Source organism: Azospirillum sp. UENF 312511 (assembly GCF_058780635.1).
In genome coordinates this window covers 380,612-402,525 of sequence record NZ_JBSNCG010000005.1, presented here as the reverse complement: position 1 = coordinate 402,525, position 21,914 = coordinate 380,612, and the positions used below count along the sequence as shown (strand labels likewise).

Genomic DNA, 21,914 nt, shown 5'->3' with positions numbered 1-21,914 from the left:
AGAAAAGCTCAAGCGGGGAAGACGGGGGGAGGCTCGGGCGGCGCTAGGCCGCCCGGCTTCCCGGAGGGACGTGCGAGGTAAGGGCGGCGAGCAGCGCCGCGGTCTGGGCATCGGCGGCGCCGTGGATCTGAGCCACCTGCCGGGAGAAGGCCGGGCGGGCCGGCGAAGTCCCGTCGAGGTCGGCGCGCGGGCCGGGGTCTTGCCCCTGCCCGTCCGGTCCGGCCGGAGCGATGCCCGGATCGCCCGCCGGCGCGTCGCCGGCCGGTGACTGCCCTCGGCCCGGCGCTGGCCCCTGGGGCTGGCCTTGCGGTCCACCCTGGCCGCCCGGCCGGTTGGCCGGCGCGTTCTCGATCGTGGAGCCGGGTCCCGTCTGGCCGCCGCCCCGATTGCCCGGTGCGCTGCCAAGCCCGCCGGTTGCGCTGCTGGAGCCACCTGGGGCCATGCTGCCGCCCGGCGCGCCGCCGGCGGCGCCGTTCGGGCTGCCATTGCCGGTGCCGACGCCCGTCGCGGTCGCGCCGGCTGCCGGTCCGCCCGTGCCGAGGCCAGCACCCGGACCGCCGCCCGTCGAGGCTCCGCCGAACGCACCGCCGCCAATTCCGGCACCGGCACCGAGCCCCCCGGAAGCGGAGCCGCCCAAGCCCGAACCGGCCCCGATGCCGCCACCCCCGACACCGCCACCCAGGCCACCACCCAGGCCACCACTGCCAAGGCCGCCACCGCTGCTGACGACGCCGCTCACTCCGGAGCCGGCCGAGCCGCCGGTGCCGCCGCTGGAGGGAGCCCCGCCCATGGCGGAGATCGTGATCGAACGCCCGGCGTCGCTGCTGGTCGAGTTGCCGATGTTGCCGATGGTGATCGAGCGCCCGGCGTCCGTGCTGCTGTTCCCGTTGCCGGCCCCGTTTCCGCTGCCGATCGACGAGCTGGTGATGACCCGGCCCGCGTCGCTGCTCGTCTGCAGGCCGGGCAGGGTCGGCGCGGTGCCCAGCGTCGGGCCGACCGTCTGCGTCGTCCCGATCCCGCTGGACGTCGCGGCCGTGACGTTGGACGAGGAGGCCGCCGTCGTCGTGTTGCCGGTGGAGGCCGCTACGGCCGGTGGTGGCGGCGGCGGAGCCACCGAATAGGTGGTCGTGCTGGCGTTGCCGGTGTTGCCGACGGCATCGCTCGCCTTGGCCGCGATCACATAGCTGCCGACGCTCAGGTCGGAGGCCAGGGCCAATTGCCACGTTCCGGTCGCGCTGGCGCGCGCCGTGCCGATCGTCTGCCCGTTGATCGTCACGGTGACCAGGCTGTTTGCCTCGGCGGTGCCCTGCACGGCCGGCGTGCTGCCGGCGGTGGTGTTCAGCGCCACGGTCGGAGCGGCCGGAGGCGTGGTGTCGATGGTCAGGGTGGTGACCGCCGACAGGCTGCTGGCATTGCCAGCCCGGTCGGTGGCCTGCACCTGGACGCTGTGCGTGCCGTCGGCCAGCGCCGCCGTGAACTGGAAGGTCCAGGCGCCGTTGGTGTCGGCGACCGCCGTTCCGGCGACCCTGCCGTCGACCAGCACGTTGACCGTGCTGCCGGCTTCCGTCGTTCCGGCGAGGGACGGCTTGGCGATGCCGGAAATCCGCTCGCCCGCCGCCACACCGGCGACGGTGGCGCTGGTCACCGACGGGGCGGGCGCCACCGGCACCGCGGTGTCGATCACCACGGCCAGCGCATCCGACGGATCGCTGACGATGCCGAACCGGTTGGTCGCCGTGGTGGTGATGTTGTGCGTCCCGTCGGTCAGAGGCGTCTGGAGGCGATGGACCCAGAAGCCGTTCTCGTCGGCCACGGTGGTTCCCACCGCGATGCCGTCCACCAGCACGGTCACCGTGGCGTTCGCCTCGGCGGTGCCGGACAGGGTCGGCCTCGTCACGTTGGTCAGCCGGTCCGTCGCCGACACGCCGGAGTCGGACAGGCCGCTCAGCGCCGTCCCGACCGGCTTCGCCGGGATCGGGGTGTCGATGCGCACCTGGCTGGTGTCGCCGATGCCCGCCAGCGCGGTCAGCAACGGCCCCTGGGCGAGGTCCGTGACGATCGACCCGTTCAGCGCCAGCCCGAGGACGGAAATGCCCTGCGGCGCCCGGTCGCCGACCGGAACGACGTAGTCGAAGCGCAACAGCGTGCCAGTGCTGCCAGCCGCGTTGTAGGTGGCGTTCCGGATGTCGCTTCCGACCGCGAGTTCCAGGATCGGATTGCCGCCATTGACGACGACCGTCTCGCTGAGCTGGACGAAGAAGCTGACCGTCTCGCCCGGCAGATAGGTCCGCGCCGGAGGAGGCGTGACGCTGACCACCGACGGCGGCGTGCGGTCCACCGACAGGCTGCGGGTCGCCTGGCTGGGGTTGCCCGCCGCGTCGGTGAGGCTGGCGGTGACGGTGTAGCTGGCGCCGTCGGTCAGCGCCAGCAGGTCGCCGGACGGGACGGTCAGGCTCCAGGTGTTGTTGGTCACCGTCGTGCTGTAGGTCTTGCCGTTCAGCGTCACCGTGACCGTCTGGCCGTTCTCGACACCGTTCGTCACGCCCGACACCGTCTGCCCCACGGCGCTGTCTGCCGCGTTCAGCACATTGTCGCCCGCCACCGTCGCGATGGCCAGGGTCGGCGGCGTGCGGTCGACCGAGACGCTGCGCGTTGCCTGGACCGCGGCGTTGCCCGCCACATCCGCCAGATCGGCGGTGACGGTGTAGGTGCCGCCGTCCGTCAACGCCAGCAGGTCGCCGGAGGGGATGGACAGGCTCCAGGCGTTGTTGGTCACCGTCGTGCTGTAGGTCTTGCCGTTCAGCGTCACCGTGACCGTCTGGCCATCCTCGACGCCCGTCGTGGTGCCGGCCACCGTCTGGGCCACGGCGCTTTCCGCCGCGTTCAGCACGTTGTCGCCCGTCACCGTGGTGATGGCAACGGTCGGCGCCGTGCGGTCGAAGGTGACGGTCCGGACGGCGGAGTTGGCGCTCTCCATCCCGGCGATGACCTGACGGACGGTGAAGTCGACCGCGCCGCTGAGGCCGGACACGTCGACGCCGGTGAAGCTGTAGGCGCCCGATGCGTCGGCGGTGGTCGTCGCCACCAGCGTGCCGTTGGCGTAGAGCCGCACCGTCGTGTTGGCGTTGGCGTTGGCGCCGCTGCCATCGAAGGTGACGCTGGTCGCCTTGGTGATGTTGTCCGAGTTGCTGCTGCCCGTGTCCGACGCGGCCGCGAGAGTCACGGTGCTGGCCAGAGTGGCCGGGGTGATCGAGAGGCTGGCGGTGTCCATGCCTGCGGAGAAGGCGGAGATTCCACCGCCGCCCGCGGTCGCCACCTTGGTTCCGGCGGTGCCGCTGGTCTGGTCCCAGGCGCGGAAAGTGATCGCCGCGTTGAGAATGCCCGCGTTGGCGCCCGTCGGTTGGTAGTAGAGCCGATCCGTCGTGCGCAGCAGCAGCGCGTTTCCGCTGTCGTTCACCGTGCCGACCGCGGTCCAGGTGGCACCGCCGTTGGTGCTGTAGTACCAGGTGCCGCCTTCCGACGTGTCCACGCCGACCAGCGCGATGCCGGTTACGGCGCCGCTGTCCACATCGGACACGTTGGTGCCGAGCGCCACCAGCGACGATACGGCGGCACCGACGGCACCGCTGGGCGCACCCGCGGCCTGGGCGACGCTGGGCAGGGTAAGGACGGTGTCGGTCAGCACCGGGGCGTCGTTCACCGCGGTCACGGCGATTCCCGCCGTCGCGCTGGCGACGCTGAACTGACGGTCGCTTCCCTGCCCGCCGTTCGCGGTGGTGTCGTTGCCGACCGTGGTGCCCGCCGTGCCGGAGGTTTGATCCCACGCCTTGAAAGTGACGCCGCCGGTGACCGATCCGTTGTAGTCAGCGTTCGGCACGAAGCGCACGCGGTCGGTGCTGGCGAGCAGCAAGGCCGACGCGCCCGAGACGCCGGTGATGGTGGTCCAGTTCCCGGCCCCGGTCTTGTACTGCCACGTGCCGTGGCTGGTGTCGGTCCCGGTGATCGCGATGCCCAGCGCGTTGCCGTCGACATCGGTGGCGGAGCCGGCGGAGGCCAGTATGGCCGCCACGGTGTCGCCGTTGTTGCCGGTGGCGTCTTCGTCGATGGCGGTCAGGCTGCGCTCGTCCGTGCTCAGCACCGGAGCGCTGGTTGAGGATTTCCGTGTAGCCCGAGCTCGCCGTCTGCGTGCCGCCCTTGCCATCGTCAGCGGTCACCACGACGCGCAGGTGCTTGTGCGCGTCGGAGCTGGTCAGCGTGTAGTTGGAGCTGGTCGCCCCGCTGATCGAGGCGGCGTTGGTGCCGTTGACATCGTCGGCCCGGTACCACTGGTAGGTGTAGCTCCGGCCGTCGCCGTCCGGGTCGCTCCAGGTGCCGTTGGTCGTGGACAGCGCGTTGCCCACCGTCGCCGTGCCCGTCACGTTCGGCACCGCGCTGTTCACCGGTGCGCTGTTCAGGATGGCGGTGTAGCCCGAGCTCGCCGTCTGCGTGCCGCCCTTGCCGTCGTCAGCGGTCACCACGACGCGCAGGTGCTTGTGCGCGTCGGAGCTGGTCAGCGTGTAGTTGGAGCTGGTCGCCCCGCTGATCGAGGCGGCGTTGGTGCCGTTGACATCGTCGGCCCGGTACCACTGGTAGGTGTAGCTCCGGCCGTCGCCGTCCGGGTCGCTCCAGGTGCCGTTGGTCGTGGACAGCGCGTTGCCCACCGTCGCCGTGCCCGTCACGTTCGGCACCGCGCTGTTCACCGGTGCGCTGTTCAGGATGGCGGTGTAGCCCGAGCTCGCCGTCTGCGTGCCGCCCTTGCCATCGTCAGCGGTCACCACGACGCGCAGGTGCTTGTGCGCGTCGGAGCTGGTCAGCGTGTAGTTGGAGCTGGTCGCCCCGCTGATCGAGGCGGCGTTGGTGCCGTTGACATCGTCGGCCCGGTACCACTGGTAGGTGTAGCTCCGGCCGTCGCCGTCCGGGTCGCTCCAGGTGCCGTTGGTCGTGGACAGCGCGTTGCCCACCGTCGCCGTGCCCGTCACGTTCGGCACCGCGCTGTTCACCGGTGCGCTGTTCAGGATGGCGGTGTAGCCCGAGCTCGCCGTCTGCGTGCCGCCCTTGCCATCGTCAGCGGTCACCACGACGCGCAGGTACTTGTGCGCGTCGGAGCTGGTCAGCGTGTAGTTGGAACTGGTCGCCCCGCTGATCGAGGCGGCGTTGGTGCCGTTGACGTCGTCGGCCCGGTACCACTGGTAGGTGTAGCTCCGGCCGTCGCCGTCCGGGTCGCTCCAGGTGCCGTTGGTCGTGGACAGCGCGTTGCCCACCGTCGCCGTGCCCGTCACGTTCGGCACCGCGCTGTTCACCGGTGCGCTGTTCAGGATGGCGGTGTAGCCCGAGCTCGCCGTCTGCGTGCCGCCCTTGCCATCGTCAGCGGTCACCACGACGCGCAGGTACTTGTGCGCGTCGGAGCTGGTCAGCGTGTAGTTGGAGCTGGTCGCCCCGCTGATCGAGGCGGCGTTGGTGCCGTTGACATCGTCGGCCCGGTACCACTGGTAGGTGTAGCTCAGCGAGTCACCGTCCGGATCACTCCAGGTGCCGGTTCCGCCGCTCAGCGCGTTGCCCACCGTCGCCGTGCCCGTCACGTTCGGCACAACGCTGTTCACCGGCGCGCCGTTGCCCGCCGCCACCACCTGCGACGAGTACCCCGAACTTGCTGTCTGCGTGCCGCCCTTGCCATCGTTGGCGGTCACCACCACCCGCAGGTACTTGTTCAGATCGCCCGCCACCAGCGTGTAGTTGGAGCTGGTCGCCCCGCTGATCGAGGCGGCGTTGGTGCCGTTGACGTCGTCAGCCCGGTACCACTGGTAGCTGTAGCTCCGGCCGTCGCCGTCCGGGTCGCTCCAGGTGCCGTTGGTCGTGGACAGCGCGTTGCCCACCGTCGCCGTGCCCGTCACGTTCGGTGCCACGCTGTTCACCGGCGCGCTGTTCAGGATGGCCGTGTAAGCGGAATAGGCGGTCGTCGTGTTGGAGTTGCCGTCGTTGGCGATCACCGCCACACGCAGGTATTTGTGCGCGTCGGAGCTGGTCAGCATGTAGTTGGAGCTGGTCGCCCCGCTGATCGAGGCGGCGTTGGTGCCGTTGACATCGTCGGCCCGGTACCACTGGTAGGTGTAGCTCAGCGAGTCACCGTCCGGATCACTCCAGGTGCCGGTTCCGCCGCTCAGCGCGTTGCCCACCGTCGCCGTGCCCGTCACGTTCGGCACAACGCTGTTCACCGGCGCGCCGTTGCCCGCCGCCACCACCTGCGACGAGTACCCCGAACTTGCTGTCTGCGTGCCGCCCTTGCCATCGTTGGCGGTCACCACCACCCGCAGGTACTTGTTCAGATCGCCCGCCACCAGCGTGTAGTTGGAGCTGGTCGCCCCGCTGATCGAGGCGGCGTTGGTGCCGTTGACGTCGTCAGCCCGGTACCACTGGTAGCTGTAGCTCCGGCCGTCGCCGTCCGGGTCGCTCCAGGTGCCGTTGGTCGTGGACAGCGCGTTGCCCACCGTCGCCGTGCCCGTCACGTTCGGTGCCACGCTGTTCACCGGCGCGCTGTTCAGGATGGCCGTGTAAGCGGAATAGGCGGTCGTCGTGTTGGAGTTGCCGTCGTTGGCGATCACCGCCACACGCAGGTATTTGTGCGCGTCGGAGCTGGTCAGCATGTAGTTGGAGCTGGTCGCCCCGCTGATCGAGGCGGCGTTGGTGCCGTTGACATCGTCGGCCCGGTACCACTGGTAGGTGTAGCTCAGCGAGTCACCGTCCGGATCACTCCAGGTGCCGGTTCCGCCGCTCAGCGCGTTGCCCACCGTCGCCGTGCCCGTCACGTTCGGCACAACGCTGTTCACCGGCGCGCCGTTGGAGGCCCCACCCGTCGTCGAGACGCTGACCTTGACCGGCGCACTCATGAGGTTCCCGGCGCTGTCCTTCGCCACGACATAAAGGTCGTAGTCGGTGCCGGCGGTTAGTCCGGTGATCGATCCGCTGCCGTCGAACGGGGACGACGACGCGCTGAGGTTGCCGGACTTCAGCGCCGCTCCGCCACCGGAAGCCGTGCCCGCCTCGACTTCCGCGGCGGTCGGAGCGGTCGCGTTGTGGGCGACGAGGACGTAATAGACTGTCCCCGCTTCGTCGAGGCTGGCGGACAGGGTGAAGCCGGTGTCGGTGATGCTGGACGTGGCGGCAGCGACGTCGAAGGTCGGCGCCACTTGATCCACCGTGTGGGTGTCGCCGGTGAAGCCCGCGGCGATGTCGTTGTTCGCTGTGTCCTTGATGCCGGTGCCGGTGCCCTTCAAGTTCAGCCCCAGCGTTCCGGCGCCGGAGATGCCGGTGATCGAAACCGTGTAGACGCTGGCCGATACCTGGGTGACGGTGCCGATCGTGCCGGAGGCCGTACCGGTCGTCGCCAGCGTGAAGTCGGAGGAGTCGACGCCGGACACGCCTTCGCTGAAGGTCACCGTGTAGGTGACCGAGGATGCGTTGGCCGCCGGCGTACCGGACACCGCGATGCTGGAGATGGTCGGCGGCGTGGTGTCGACGACGGTGCCGAGGGTGATGGTGCTGGTCCGCGCGGTGCTGGTCGTTTCGCCATCGTTGACGACGACCGTGGCGGTGCGCGCACCCGCGGTGAAGCTGCCGGCGGAGTTCTTGTATTGGATCAGGCGGATCACCGCCTGGTAGTTCGCCACGGAAGCCGCACCGCTCAGGGTGATCCTGGCGCCGTCGTTGGCGAGTACCGCGATGCCGAACATCCTGGCGGTGCTGATATCCGCCGTGGAGAGGGTCAGCGTTTCGTTTCCGGTGTCGACCACGCCGCTCAAGGTAATGGTGGCGCCGAGCAGGCGCGTGTCGGTGTCCGTCTGCGCCAGGGTGGCGTTGGGCGCGATGAGCACGCCGGAACTGGGAGTGCCGCTGCTGACGGACTCGTCGCTTCCGCCGCCGGCCCCGTTCAGATCGACCGACGGCTCGCCCGCGTTCCAATGCACTTCGTAGGCGCCGATGTCGAGGGCACCGTCACGGATGCGGTCGATGCCGCGGATGTCGTAGCTGCCGCCGTAGCGGTTCGCGTTGCTGCTGTCGCCGGCGTTGATGAACGTCGTCGCGGTCGATGCCGGACGATAGTCGCGCAGACTGTGATCGGCGTTGGTGGAGTCGACGAAGGTCGCGTTGCCGGTTATGGCCCCCTGATAATTGTTGCCTTGATTCAGGGTGACGCCGGCACTGTTGTAAATGATGGCGTTCGGGTCGGCAAAACTCGTCCCGCCAAGATTGCCGGAGTTCCCCGCGATGATCGTGTTGTAAACGTTCAGCGTCCCCGTGCCCGCCGAACCACCGGAATAGACGCCGATGCCCGCCGTCTTGACACTGACGGCGGCGGCATCATTGTTGATGTAGCTGTTGTTGACAATGGTGACGTTGCGTATGTTTACCGTGAAGGCAGCCGTGTTGTGGTATTGCACAATAATGGAGCCCGGGTAGAGAGCCGAACTCGAGCCCATGTTCATGACGTAGTTGTTGTCTGCAAACAGACTGTTCTCGATCGTCAGCGTTCCGGTCACCTGCGCTCGAACGACCGCGAAGCCAGCCGTACCGGTCACCACACTGGCATTGTCACGGAAAACCGAGTTCCTGATCGTCAGGGATGTGGCCGCGGTGGTCGTGGCGATGGCGTTGTTCAGGTTGTCCTTGAAGGTCACGCCATCCACTACGAGCGACCCGTTCTGCAGCGTCAGCGCGCCCTGCAGAGCGGATGCCGAATAAAAGCGCTCCATGATGACGTTCTTGACCGTCAGCGTATTGCCGGACGAATTGAAGAGAATGCCCCGGTAGTCCGTCGTCGTGGGCACGTTGCCGCTGGAAGCGCCGGAGATCGTGATGTCGGCGATACCGTCGCCGTTCACGTCGCCGTTGATCGTGAAGCTCTGATTCGGCGCCGTCAGGACGGTTGTCGTGACGCCCAGGGAAATCTTGCTGGAGATCAGCGCCGAACTGAACTCGATCACGTCCCCGGCGGCCGCGTTCGCGATCGCGTGGTTCAACGATCCCGCCGCCGTTCCGGTCGCCGAAGTGACGACCACGGTTCCCAACCGGCCGCTGAAGGTCTCCATGGACGATAGGGCAAAGGGAATCGCGGCCTCGATGGACCCGCTTTGGACCTCCAGCGTCCAGTTCTGCCCTGGGGCGCTGCCGGTCTGATCGTTGGACACCGCCACGTCGGCTCCGGTGAGCCGGTGGACCGTCTGAACGAACTCCTGCCCCGCCTGTCCGGCGCCGACGTTGCAGGCGTAGAAAAGAAGGTCGCCACCGGGCTTCAGCGCAGCGCCGATCGCCTGGAGATCCTGCCCGCGGTTCGCCAGTCCGTCCGCCCAATAGGCGCGACCGGCAATATAAAGGTGGCCTTCGTTGCCGTGGCTGACGACATGGATGGAATCCAGGCCGGACATCCCGGAGAGCGCATTCGCCATCTGGCCAAGCGCCTCCTGCTGGGAGTCGAGCAGGACGACCTTGGCGTCGGGGGCGATGTCCTTGATCAGCGTCTGGTAGTCGTTCACGCTGGTGTCGACGAACACCACCGACCGGACCGTCCCCTGAACCTGGGCGGGTTGCGCCGTCACCGCCGCAGGTTCGGCATGCGGCGGAGCGGAGGCGGCCGGGGGTGCCGCCACAGGAACGTTCGCCTCCTTGGCGGCCCAATCGGCGAGCTTGTCGGCCTCGGCCGTCTTGGCGGCGCCCTGATCGCCCGGCGCGGGCTGATCGGGCTGCTGATGGACCTCGGCAACCGTGACGGCGCCCGCCGCGTCGAACATGAAGCGCGGTTCGAGAGCCATCGCGAACATCGACGAGGACGGCTTGTGCGTCTTGTCGGAACGCCCGTTCACGTTGTTGCCGTTCGAACCACGCTTGCGCGCCATCATCCGTCTCCCGCCATACGCAGCACCGCCCGACCTTAAGCCGAAAGCGGTCACCAAAAAGTGAACAGCCTGCGCGAGAGTACCACCTTTTCACAGTGGTTGACAGCGCATGAGTTTATAAAAGCGGCAAAGGAGGCACCCGATTTGCGTCGATTCGCATCATCGAGGAGAACAGCGCGTCATAATTTGATGCATTTGTTTCTGCGAAGCGCTCTGTATTTCATTGCTGAAACGAGCGCATATGTTGGTATGATTTTCGCGCCGGCATTTCGCCGTGTGAGAGGGCAGGGCGTGGCGGATGCAAACATTTGCGTGCAAAGCGCGCACACCGATGTCACAGGCCCCGCATGCCATGACCGCGCTGGAATTCAACCCGGAAGACGCGGACCGCCCGGTCGCGTCTCCAAGAAGAGCGGCGTCAGGAGGCGCCGCCCTGCTGCATCTGCGCCGGCAGAATTTGCGGGGGCAGGTGCTGGATTCCCGGATGACCGGGCGGCAGCCAGATCAGCTCAAGGGACGGCGATGTCTTTGCCAGCAGATCGAAGCCCAAGCGATGATAAAACCAATGGACTCGCGTATCCACCTCGGCCACCGACAAGGTGATCGGAATGCGCATTTGCGCCGCGGTCCCCTGGAAGCTGCGCAGCAGATCGGTGCCGATGCCCTTGCCACGGGCCAGACGATGGATCTCCACCTCCGACACCCGCCAGTCGTAGCGCCCCAGATCCATGACGATCCGCCCCACCGGCTGGCCCGTCTTCTCGACGACGAAATCCAGGTGTTCCGGATAACGGCTTTCCTGCCCCATCCGCCGCGCGCCGTACTGCTGTTCGTAGAGCGTCCGGATGAAGTCGCGGTCGTGGTGCGCCTTGGCCAGCCAGGGGCGCGCATCCATGAACAGGCCCATCAGGAAGTCGTCGTCCGATGGGCGGGGGAAGCGCACCGTCAACCCGCCGAGCAGCGGCAGCGACCCATTCAGAACGGCCATCGGCCTCACCCCTTCCGGTAGCACAAGCGTGCGCCCTGAATAGCCGAAGATGCGGACCTGACGCAAGAATCGCCGCTGCGGACCTTCGCCGCGGCGAGTGCCGTTTGAGTCGTCCGCCTCGGCGCCGGCCCGGTGCGGAGCGACCCTAACCGAGGACCGCCCGACACCGCCTGCGACCGAGCGGACGCATTGCCCACAATCCGGCGGCGGCCAAATACATACGCGAATATGCAACCACAGGATTGTAATGCAAAGATAACAATCGAAAAAAGTAACTTTTTGTATCGTCTGTTGCTCGGGCCCTAGACGGTCAGGAGAATATGTCGGTATGCTTTCTATCACATTCGGCGGCGTGGCGCGTCCTTAGGGAGACGCTGGCCACAGGCCGCCGCAACCGGTTTCATACACAGGAGGTTTCGCCATGGAAGTTTACCTCGGCTTGGTCATCCCGTTCGCCGGCGCCTACGCTCCGCAGTTCACCGCCCAGTGTCTGGGGCAGCAGATGCAGGTCAGCCAGAACCAGGCCCTGTTCGCTATCACCGGCGCGATGTACGGCGGCAACGGCACCACCAACTTCAACCTGCCGGATCTGCGCGGCCGCGTCATGATCGGGTCGGGCACCAGCCCCTACCTGAACAACCAGACGCTCAATCCGGGGAACAACGGCGGCGTCGCGAACAATCTCATCACCGCCCAGAACCTGCCCCTGCACACCCACGCCGCATCCTTCACGCCGTCGGGCAGCAGCACCAACGCGACCGTCACCGCCGCCGCGGCCATCCCCGTGAGCACCAGCGTCGGCTCCAGCGCCACCCCGGCGGGCGGCAACAACTATCTTGGCGCGTTCCAGCTCAGCGATCCGGGCGTCGGCATCACCATGGACGGCCCCTACAGCTCCGGCACCGCCTCGAGCGGCTCCGCGCTGATCGGTTCGGCCTCCGGCACCGTCACGATGGGCGGGTTGACGGGCACGGTGAGCGTTTCGGCCGGCGGCGGCGTCTCCAGCCCGACGGCGCTGAACAACATGCAGCCTTATCTGGCGCTGACCATGCTGATCGTCACCAGTGGCATCTACCCGATGCGCGACTGATCAAGGTTCCCCTGATCGCCGAACGGCGGATGGACGGATGCGGCGCGTCGGCTTCCTATGCCCGAAACGACCGCCGGACCTTCAGAACTTGAGCCCGGACCTTTGAGATGACCATCGACATCGCCACCCTGTCTCACGAGATGTTCGCCCCGCATCTCGGCCAGACGTTCCGTTTCCTGGCCCCGGAGGACGGGTCCGTGATCACGGACGTCGAGTTGACGAAGCTGACGGCGCGTCCGGAATGCACGCCGCGCTGGGCGAAGCGCACGTCCTTTTCGGCTCTGTTCGAAACCTACGGCCCCAGCCAGCTGTGGAACGGCAATTACCACATCGACCATCCGACGATGGGACTGATGGGTCCGTTCTACATCGTGCGCGTCATCCCACGCGCCCACGACCGGGGCTGTTTCGAACTGATCCTGAACTGAGTCCGGCCGCCACGTTCCCTTTCGCGGCATCACCGCACACCGTCCGCCCCAGCGCATCGAATTCACCGGAGATCTCGCCATGGACTTCTACATTGGCACCATCTTTCCATTCGCCGGCAACTTCGCCCCGGTGAACACCCAGCAATGTCTGGGACAGACCGTCAATTCCCAGCAGTACCAAGCCTTGTGGGCGGTCACAGCCGGCGCCTTCGGCGGCGGGCAGGCCAGTTCGACGTTCAACCTGCCCGACCTGCGCGGCCGCGTGATGGTGGGGCCGGGGATCAGCCCCTACACCAGCAGCACGCTCAACCCCGGCAATTCGGGCGGCACGCAGTACACGACGGTCAGCGGCGCCAACCTGCCGGTGCACACCCACAGCGCGGCCTTCCAGGGCGGCAGCGCGGGCGGCAGCGTGCCGTTCACCGCGACGGTCACGGTCCCGCTGAACCCTGGCGTCGGCAACAGCAACAGCCCGTCCGGCAACCCGGTGGTGCTGGGCGGACAGTTCATCGATCCGAGCACCGACGTGACCCTCAACGGGCCCTACATCCCGGCCTCGAGCCTGCCGACGCCGCCCAGCGGAAGCTCGCTGACCGGCGCGCTCTCCACCCAGGGCACGGTCAGCGGGGGGCCCACGGGCGCCAGCATCGCCGTGAGCGCGGGGGGCGGCGTCGCCGGCCCGACCCCCTTCAACAACCTGCAGCCTTACCAGTCGCTGTTCTTCTTCATCTTCATGCTGGGCTATTTCCCGTCGCGTGATTGACGCGGAGGGCCCCGGTCCCTTCCGGTGGGCCGGGGCCTTTCCCGCGCACGGCGCCCGTCGCGCCCGTGCCGATGCGGTCCAGCAGGTCATCCAGCAGGCCGGCGAAGCGCTCCCGCGCGGCGCGCTCCATCAGGCTGTGATCGGCCCCGGCGAGGCGCTCCATCCACAGCCCGCCCATCCGGCGCAGCCGCCCGCCGTCCGCTCCGGCTTGCGCCTCCAACTCGCCCAGCGTCACGTCGCCCGCGCTGTGGACCATCAGCGTGCGGACTCCGCGGTCGGTCAACGCCTGGAAGGCGTGGAGCACGTCGTCGCGGGCGTAGCCCCGCCCCGTCAGCCCGGCGCGCAGCCGCCCGGCCCCGATGCGCAGGCGGCGGGCCGCGCGCTCCGACAGACCACGGGCGACGCGCGACGCCTTGCGGTCCTGGCGCAGGATGGCCCGCCACACCGCCGGCTCGGTCAGCCGCGGAAGATAGGCGGCGGCCGGCTTCACCGCGCTGCCGATGGCCTCCTCCTGCGTCACCCCGTCCCCCAGAACGAAGCGGCCCGGATTGACCAGCACCAGCCCGATCGTCCGCGGGTCGGCCAGCGCCACGTGCAGCGCCACCGCCGCCCCGGCACACAGCCCCACGGCGACCGCGGCGGCATGCCCCGCCGCCTCCAGCGCGTCGAGCCCGGCCTGCGCGTCCTCCACCATGTCCCGGCAATAGATCAGCCCGTCGCGGCGCCCCGGTTTCGACGCGCTGTCCCCCAGCCCGCCCAGGTCCAGGCGCAGCGAGGCGATTCCCCGCGCCGCCAGCCGCCGGGCCAGCCGCACCGACATGCGCCCGGTGCCGCTGTGCGGCGTGGCGCCGCTGTTCAGCAGCAGAACGGCGGGCCGCTCGGCGGCCGCGGCGACAGGTTCGCACAGGATGCCGAACAGACCCGCGCCGGGACCGAAGCGGAGCGGGCGCTCCACCGCGCCGGGAAGCCGCAGACGGGGAGAGGGCGCTTCCATCGTTCGGCCCGGCCCGGCGGGCGCCACGCCCGGTGCCAATTCCTGCGCCAGCCAAGCCGCCGCCCGCACGAAAGCCGAGCAGTCCAGGGCCGCGTGCTGGACGCTGCTCATCAGCCGCGCGTGGTCGGGAAAGGGCGCCTCCTCGACGTCGGCCCCCAGCGCGCGGAACCGCTCGGCCAGAGCGGCGGCGCGGCCCTCCGGGCGGTCGAGGATCAGCACGCGCCGCGCCGGGGCCTCCGCCACGCGCGCGAGGTCGAGCGCCCGCAGGGACTCCGCCGTCTCCGGAGTCAGGCGGAATCCGGCGCTGTCGATCCCCTCCGGCCCCACCGCGGGCGGGGCGTCCGCCGGCCGTTCGGCGAGCAGAGCCACCGCTCGCAACTCCTGCAGGAAGGCCCGGCCCGAGGGGAAGGGGGACAGCAGGACCAGGGCGTCCGCCCCCACCTCGCGGGCCGCCGCCGCGGCGAGCAGCCCACCCAGCCGCAACCCCACCAGCGCCACCTCCTCCACCCCCGCGATGGCCCGCAGATGGGCGGCCGCAGCGCGGATGCCGCCGAGCCATGCGTCCAGACGGGCCGGATCGCCCTCCTCGCCGGCGCTGTCTCCGGTGCCGGGATAGTCGAAGCGCAGCACCGGCAATCCGGCCGCGGCCAAGCTCTCGGCGAAGCGGCGCCACGCCCGGTGGGTGGCCAGCGCCTCCCCGCCATAGGGCGCGCACAGCACGACGCCACGGCGCCCGCCCGCCGGGTGCAACCAGCCAAAGCAGCCGTCGAACAGAACGGGCATGGACGGGCCGGACGTCATGCCACCCCCCGGTAACGGGTCGGGTCCAGCCCGTTCAACGCGTGGACCTCACCATCGGGCACCGCCGCACTAGGGTGGCGCGGGATCAGCCGCACCCGCCGCTCTTCTCCCGGCGGCAGATGGAACCACTCCTCCGCCGCCCGGAACATGTCGTCCTCGATGTGGACGGAGCGGGCAAGGCGCCGGCTGGACAGAACCAACGACCACCCCTCGTCCGTCCGCTCCACGCGGGCGCCCAAGCCCAGCTCCACGCGCTCTATCCGGCCGCCCCGGACAAAATGGAAGGCATCCGCCAGCAGCGCGCCGGAACGCGGATCGGACAGCGCCGCCACCACCGCATCGTGCGCCGGCGGACCGAAACGATAGGCGCCGGTCAGATCGACGAAGCGGTCGGGCAGAGACGCCGCCGGAACCGCCTGCGCGCTGCGCGGCGGCAGGGTGAGCGTCCGCTCGGCCCGCAGCACCGGCACCTCGCCCCGCCGCAGGGCGGTCAGGGTCAGCACCGCCTCCACCGGCTCCGCCGTCTCGTTGAGCAGATGGATCGCCAGCCCGTTCACCCCCTCGTCGGTCAGCAGGACCTGCACCGGCCGGAAGGCGCGGCGCAAGGCGTGCCACGCCGCCTTCGGCACGCCCGCGGAGTCGACCACGCCCCAGCCGGCCCCTGGCCAGACGTCCTGGAACATCCAGACCAGCCCACCCGCGCAGGAGGAGCCGGCCCGCCGCCACTCCGCGAAGACGGCCTCCATGACCTCCCCCGTCACGGCGCGGGACAGCCGCGCGTAGCGGTCGGGGTCCTCGTAGCGCAGGACCATGGGATCGCCGCCGTACAGCGTCCGCAGGTAATGGTCCCGCACATCCTCGAAATCCCACGGGGCGCCGGGATCGCGCGGCACACGCGCCTTCCAGCGCGGGTCGTGGACCGCTGGCACGCCGGACAGCGCCCCGGCGGCCGGCATGTTGGCGAAGGCGAGGCACTCGGAGGCGAAGCGGACACTCGCCCGGCGCGCGTCCTCCAGCGGGCGGAGATAGGCCCCGACGCCGTAGTAATGGGTCACCCCCGCGTCGGCGGCGAAGGGCAGCGGCCCGCCGGTCGGGGAATTGGTCACGTAGGGGACGTCGGGCCGCGCCCGTTCCGCCTCGTCGCGCAGGACGGTGTCGAACAGCGGCTGGCTCCAGCGCTCGCGCGGCAGGCCGAGCATGGCCGCCTGCTGCTCCGCCTCGCTGCCGCCGCACAGGACGGCCAGCGACGGCGACGCCTGGACCCGATCGAGAAATTGCGCCGCCTCCCGCCGCACGCCGTCGAAGAACGGCTCGTCGGCCGGATAGTCGAAATTGGCGAACATGAAATCCTGCCAGACGAGGATCCCCATCGCGTCGCACAGGTCGAAGAAGGCGTCGGCCTCGTAGGCGGTGATGCCCGGCACGCGCAGCATGGTCAAGCCGGTCTGCCGCGCCGTCTCCAGCCAGGGGGCGTAAGCGTCCCGCGTCCCCGGCAGGGCGACGATATCCGGGCTGCTCCAGCAGGCGCCGCGGCAGAAAACCCGCTCCCCGTTGATGCGCAGGGCGAAGCCGTCGCCGGGCTCGCGCTCGATGCGGCGGAAGCCGGTGCTCCCGAGATCGATGCGCGCGTCGCCCACCGACGCGCGCACGGCGTGGAGCGCCGGGTTGCCGTGGCTGTGCGGCCACCATGGCTCGATCTCCGGCAGGCGGAGGTCACCGCGCAGTTCCCCCGGCCCGGTCCAGCGCAGCGGAGCCCGCGCCTCCCCCACCTCCAGCCAGCCCGGCGGGGAAGCGGACCCGTTCCAGGCCGCCGCCAACGTCAGGGACAGGCGGCCGTCCCGCCCCTCCAGCGTGGCGCGCAGATCCGCCGAACGGACGCGCAGCGGGCCATCCTCGGTGATCAGCTCCACCGGGCGCCAGGGGCCGACCGCCGGCACGGGCGGGCACCATCCGGGCATGTGCCCCAGCAGCGTGGTCCGCACTGTTCGCAGTCCTGCCGGCTCGGCCAGCCGGACCGGCCAGCGGCCCCGCCCCTTCCGCGCCTTCAGCACTGGATTCAGGGCCCGGAAGACGATGCGCAGCGCGTGCGTGCCGCGCAGCGTGACGGGCACGTCGTGGCTTTGGAACATGCTGTCGCTGGCCAGGATGCGCTTGCCGTCCAGCCAGACCTCCGCGATGGTGGCGAGGCCATGGAAGCGCAGGGTGCAAGGCCCGTCACCGCTCAGCCGCACCCGGTACCAGACGTCGCGGTCGTGGAGGGGAAGCGGATCGCCCAGCCGGTAGAGCCCGGCCTCGCGCAGCGCCTGAGCGACGGTGCCGGGCACCGGGGCGGGCAGCCAGTCCCCGCCGGGCGTCGCCCCCGGCTCGGTCACGCACAGTTCCCACCCCGCGGACAGGGGCGTCACGCTGCGGCCGGTCACGGCGTGAAGGCGCGCCATGCTCGGTCACCCGTAGCGGCGGAGCAGCGCGCCGAGCGCGCGGTCGTACGCTCGCTCCATCGCCTCCAGCGGTTCCGCGTAATCGCCGAAGCGCCGCCGGTGCACGCCGCGCGCGAGTTGGAACTGGAACGCCTTGGCGGTGGCGGAGAGGGTGGCGCAAGCCTCCGCCGCCTCCGCCGGCCCGCCGATCCAGCGAACATGCATCCCGAGAAGCTCGAAATTCGCTCCGACCTGCCGCAGCGTGTTGAAGGCGTAGAGATGAAAATAGTCCATGGGCCGGGCGGCCAGTATCTCCAGTTGCTCCGGCAGCGCGGCGCGGAAGGCAGCGATGGGGTTGCCCGCCGGGCGACGGCGCAGATGGTGGGACAGGAGCCCACGCGAGGCGTCCATCAAAGCCTCTCCCTCCAAGGCCGGGCCGCTGCGCTTCACGAACTCCACATAGGGGAACAGGGGGGCGGGGGCGAACAGGCCATCGTAGTCCTCCCCTTCCAGCGTGAAGCGTCCGGCGTTGTGGATGTAGTCGAGCCGCCGTGCGCCCGCGTCCATGCCGAGGATCGCGATGGTCGTCTTGACGTGCTGCGCGCGATACGACGTCCCCCGTGTGTCCGGCAGATGATAGCCGTCCACCTCGACCAGCACGGGACGGCCGCGCGCCACCTGCACCGCCGCGTGGGTCTCCACCCGGTCGTAGAGGGCGAGTTCCTGCACCTCCAGACCGTAGAGGCGGCGCAGGTCCTCCGGCGGCACCTTGAAGAAGGTGAACTGGTCGCCTTCAAAATCCTGTGCGACGGTGAAGCCCAGGGCCGCCATCGGCTCCATCCCCAGCGCCCGCAGCAGCCCGAGCCACAGGTCGGTGTAGCAGTTGGTCTCCGCCCAGTCGCGGTCCGGCCTGTCGAGCGGATGTGCCATGCCCGGCCTCCCCTGCCCGCTCAGCCCCAAAGGACGGCGCGCACGGCGGCGGGCCACGCTTTCACGTCGAAGCCGTGATGGCGGAACAGCGCCAGCGCCACCCGCTCCATCCCGAAGCCGACGCAGGCCGTGTGGGCGACCGCGCCATCCGTGGTCCGCAGATCCCACAGCAGCCCGAAATGGTCCTGGTGGTAGTTGAAGCTGAGGCAGGCGGTCGGCTGCTCCGCCGACGCGATGGGGATCAGCAGTTCGAATTTCAGGCCCTGGTCGCGCTGGCTGGCCGCCAGCATCCGCCCGGCCCGCCCGAAGAAGGGGTCGTTCGCCAGATCGACGGCGACCGGCAGGGCCAGCGATTCCATCAGCGCCCGCCCGCGCTCCACCCAGCTTTGCCGGAATTCCATGACCTGCTCCGGCGTGCCGACGCGCACATATTCGCGCATCCGGAACATCTGCATCCGCGCCGGGTCCAGCGACGGTTCATGGCGGAAGCAGTAGGAATAGACATCGACCAGCGCGCCGTCGGCGGGCAGCGGCCCGCGCTCCGCGATGGTGGGGTAGACGGGGTAGCAGGCGGCGGGGGTCAGGACGACGTTGGTCGCCAACTGGGCGTCGGTCCACTCCTCCCCCTCCTCCAGCCGGCGCAGCAGGGATTGATGGGCGCGCTCGTCGCCCTTGAAGGCATGAACGGTGCCGGCCAGATGCGGGAAGCTCTTCAGATAGCCGCTCTGTTCGAACTGATGGCGGGCCACCCCTGGGGGAAAGCGCATGACGTCCGCCCCGTCGTCGCCGCCCCAGGTGGTGATCAGGTCGTTGAAGCGCTCCACGACATCCTCGAAGACGCCGCTGCGGCCGTACAGCCCATCGACCCCCGTGGGGATCAGCAGCCCGGCCGCGATCAGCGCGTCGCGGAACGCCGCCTGCCCATTCTCCACCGGTGTGCCCTCTGCCCGCATGTCCATCCGCCGCATTCCGTTCCGAGAAAGCCTCAGCCGAAGAGAGAACCGTTGTCCCTGTGCGCCAGCAGCAGGTTCGCCGTGTTGCCCAGGATCCGGTCGTTGTTGATCATCAGCGGCGCCGAATGGGCGTCGCGCAGGTGGCGGCCCAGGCTGTGGGGGCTGTCGTTGCGGTAGGCGGACAGGCCGCCGGCCAGCATCGCCTGCCCCACGATCCGCACCACCATCTCCGCCGCTTCGGTCTTCAGCGTGTTCATGGCGACCGCGAAGCCCAGGGAGGTGAGACGGTCGGGATTGTCCGCCGCCTCCTCGAACCGGGCGAGCGAGCCGCGCACCATGCCGCGCATGGACTGAAGGCCGGCGGTCGCCTCGGCCAGCCGCCGCGCGCCCGGCGGCGGGGTGCCGGGACGCTTGCGCGCCTCCGCCCGGATGAAGGCGGCGGCCCGCGCCACCGCATCCGTCGCGATGCCCAGCCAGACGCTGCTCCACAGGATGTGGGTCACCGGCAGCATGGTGCGGGCGGAGATGTCGGCGTAGGGCAGCGGCAGGATTTGCGCCCGCTCCGCCTCGGCCACCAGCCGGTAGCCGACGCTGCGGGTGCCGCGCATGCCCAGCGTGTCCCAGCCGCCGATCTCCTCCAACCGGGTTTGACCACGCAGCACCGGCACGATGACCTGATCGGAGGGCGGCGAGTTCGCCGTGCGCCGCGCCGTCACCAGGATCGCATCGGCTTCCGCCCCGTAGGAGATGACCGTCGCCTGCTTTTCGAGCCGGAAGGCGCCGCCCGTCTCACCCTCCACCGTGCCGGTCACCGCGCAGGCGCTGGAGCGCACATCACCGCCGATACCGGCCTCGGTCGTCGCGGAGGCGAGAAGAAGTTGCTCTTCGGCCAACCGCTCCAGGAAGCCGCGGTGCCAGTCGCTGCCCTGCCCGTGGCGCACGAGGCAGGCGACCTGGATCTGGTGCATGGCATAGATCAGCCCGGTGGACGGGCATGCCTGGGCCAGCGCGTGGGCGACCGCCGCGGCGTCGGTCAGACCGCCGCCGCCGCCACCGAAGGCCCGCGGCACCATCAGGCCGAGCAGCCGTGCCTCGCGCAAGGCGGCGAAGGCTTCGGTGGGAAAGCGGGCCTCACGGTCCACGCTGTCGGCATGGCGCCCGGCGATGGCGGCGGCCTCGGACGCGGCTCCGGCGGCAGCCTCGGCGGCCATGGCGGGCAGGCTGTCCGGCGCGGGCGCCTTCATCCGGCCCCCATCCCGCCGGCCCCCATCCCGCCCGGGGCGCCGTCCAGCAGACCGGCGACCGCGGACCGGATCGCCGCGATGCTCTCGAAGGTGCGGCGGCGCAGCAGATGTTCCGGGAACTCGACGCCGTAGCGCTCCTCCAGCGCCAGCATCAGGTTCACGGACCCATGGGAGGTCAATCCGGCGGCGTAGAGATCGTCCTCGTCGGACAAGGCGGAAGCGTCGACGGCCAACCAGCCGCTGTCGGCCAGAAGCGCCCGGATGTCGGCGGCACTGACCGCCTGGGCATCGCCGCCCCGTGGCGCCGTTCCAGCCGCGATCTGCCAATCCGGTTGGCGCATGCTCATTCCTCCTACCCCCATTCAACCTCTGGCTTTCCCTGTGCCGGGACAACGCCACAAAACCTTAATTGTTCTGCGCCTTCCTCTGCTTTTCCGTATGCCTCGGGTGCTTTTCGGGTGCCAAACGCTCCTCTTGCTTAACTCCTGTGGCGATTGCCGTTCCTCCGATCGGCTCTAACTTGAGCGGCGGTTCGTCCAACAATCACAGGATCGGGAGATCACCATGGCTGTGCGGCAATCGGATGCGGAATGGCGCGGCAACCTCGCCCAGGGTTCGGGCACCATGCGGCTGGGCAGCGGCGCGTTCGAAGGCGCCTACTCCTTCCCGTCGCGCTTCGAGAACGGCACCGGCACCAACCCGGAGGAACTGATCGCCGCCGCCCACGCCGGCTGCTTCTCCATGGCGCTGTCCGCCGGCCTGTCGAAGGCCGGGCACACGCCGACGCGCGTGCACACCACCGCCCGCGTCCATCTCGACAAGGCCGGCGACGGATTCGCCATCACGAAGATCGAACTGGACTGCGAGGCCGAGATTCCCGGCATCGACGCCGAGACCTTCCGCCAGCAGGCCGAGGGTGCGAAGAAGAACTGCCCGGTGTCCAAGGCGCTGACCGGCACGGAGATCACCCTGAACGCCCGGCTTGCGTGATCGCGTCCGGCCCGGCGGCCTGCAAGGACGGAGCGGCTGCCGGGCCGGCACCGCTTCGCCCATTAACCTCCGACGTGGTAATTTGCCGCATCGACACGGCCGAAACGGGGCTGCGGTCCGATGTGAATACGGCTTTTGACAATTTTCTGCATTTTCAAATCAGCCCATTCTCAAAATCGTTAATCGAGAACACGTCAACATTCCGCACGGTTTGGCTAAACCTGCGCATCCCCCAACGGACAAGACCCCCTTTCACCGTTCATTGTGCAAGTATCCATAAATTCATGGCCTCTTTTTCTGCGCAATTTGCAAGATTAGATAAAAATTAAATTTCAAATTCTCATACGTTTGTATATTTTGTCTTGGCGACAATGCGAGATACCCGTTATG

Annotated in this window: 13 protein-coding genes; 4 read left to right on the top strand and 9 right to left on the bottom strand. The window is 69.2% G+C overall.

From position 1 onward, the window contains the following. Positions 1–43: 43 nt before the first annotated feature. From ACWPN7_RS30380 to ACWPN7_RS30370, 3 genes are all read right to left on the bottom strand, one after another. Entirely contained in the window at positions 44–3,271 is a 3,228-nt protein-coding gene (locus tag ACWPN7_RS30380) for an Ig-like domain-containing protein (protein WP_492273743.1), read from the bottom strand. A 592-nt stretch (positions 3,272–3,863) separates the two neighbouring features. Beyond that, a complete protein-coding gene (locus ACWPN7_RS30375) occupies positions 3,864–9,926 on the bottom strand; it encodes a DUF4347 domain-containing protein (RefSeq protein WP_492273652.1) in 6,063 nt (2,020 codons plus the stop codon). Between the two features lie 418 nt (positions 9,927–10,344). After that, positions 10,345–10,914, bottom strand: coding sequence for a GNAT family N-acetyltransferase (locus ACWPN7_RS30370; protein ID WP_014242284.1), 570 nt, complete (start codon positions 10,912–10,914; stop codon positions 10,345–10,347). A 421-nt stretch (positions 10,915–11,335) separates the two neighbouring features. Between ACWPN7_RS30370 and ACWPN7_RS30365 the strand changes: the two genes are divergently transcribed. From ACWPN7_RS30365 to ACWPN7_RS30355, 3 genes are all read left to right on the top strand, one after another. Then, positions 11,336–12,004: a phage tail protein gene (locus ACWPN7_RS30365; RefSeq protein WP_051658500.1), complete on the top strand. Its 669-nt coding sequence runs from the start codon at positions 11,336–11,338 to the stop codon at positions 12,002–12,004. 107 nt (positions 12,005–12,111) lie between these two features. After that, positions 12,112–12,432, top strand: a complete 321-nt coding sequence (locus ACWPN7_RS30360; protein WP_040136573.1) for a DUF6916 family protein — start codon at positions 12,112–12,114, stop codon at positions 12,430–12,432. A 79-nt stretch (positions 12,433–12,511) separates the two neighbouring features. Then, a complete protein-coding gene (locus ACWPN7_RS30355; RefSeq protein WP_040136575.1) occupies positions 12,512–13,195 on the top strand; it encodes a phage tail protein in 684 nt (227 codons plus the stop codon). Here the strand turns inward: ACWPN7_RS30355 and ACWPN7_RS30350 are convergent. The 6 genes from ACWPN7_RS30350 to ACWPN7_RS30325 are packed head-to-tail and all read right to left on the bottom strand — an operon-like array spanning position 13,164 to position 20,875. After that, a complete protein-coding gene (locus tag ACWPN7_RS30350) occupies positions 13,164–14,990 on the bottom strand; it encodes an alpha/beta fold hydrolase (protein WP_459197355.1) in 1,827 nt (608 codons plus the stop codon). The two genes, ACWPN7_RS30355 and ACWPN7_RS30350, sit on opposite strands and share 32 nt — an antisense overlap. Then, on the bottom strand, positions 14,987–17,428 hold the full coding sequence (locus ACWPN7_RS30345; protein WP_492273651.1) for a glycosyl hydrolase 2 galactose-binding domain-containing protein: 2,442 nt from the start codon (positions 17,426–17,428) through the stop codon (positions 14,987–14,989). The genes ACWPN7_RS30350 and ACWPN7_RS30345 overlap by 4 nt, the downstream gene beginning before the upstream one ends. A 6-nt stretch (positions 17,429–17,434) precedes the next feature. Then, positions 17,435–18,337, bottom strand: a complete 903-nt coding sequence (locus tag ACWPN7_RS30340; RefSeq protein ID WP_459197357.1) for a DUF1839 family protein — start codon at positions 18,335–18,337, stop codon at positions 17,435–17,437. Between the two features lie 20 nt (positions 18,338–18,357). Beyond that, positions 18,358–19,296: an amino acid--[acyl-carrier-protein] ligase gene (locus tag ACWPN7_RS30335; protein ID WP_456511129.1), complete on the bottom strand. Its 939-nt coding sequence runs from the start codon at positions 19,294–19,296 to the stop codon at positions 18,358–18,360. A gap of 26 nt (positions 19,297–19,322) precedes the next feature. Then, a complete protein-coding gene (locus tag ACWPN7_RS30330) occupies positions 19,323–20,534 on the bottom strand; it encodes an acyl-CoA dehydrogenase family protein (RefSeq protein ID WP_492273650.1) in 1,212 nt (403 codons plus the stop codon). Continuing rightward, the gene (locus ACWPN7_RS30325; protein WP_103040951.1) at positions 20,531–20,875 is read right to left on the bottom strand and encodes an acyl carrier protein; all 345 of its coding nucleotides are present in this window, start codon (positions 20,873–20,875) and stop codon (positions 20,531–20,533) included. Before ACWPN7_RS30325 ends, ACWPN7_RS30330 begins: the two co-directional genes overlap by 4 nt. A 223-nt stretch (positions 20,876–21,098) precedes the next feature. Here ACWPN7_RS30325 and ACWPN7_RS30320 point away from each other — a divergent pair, with 223 nt between their 5' ends. Continuing rightward, positions 21,099–21,524, top strand: coding sequence for an OsmC family protein (locus ACWPN7_RS30320; RefSeq protein WP_014242273.1), 426 nt, complete (start codon positions 21,099–21,101; stop codon positions 21,522–21,524). Positions 21,525–21,914 lie beyond the last annotated feature (390 nt).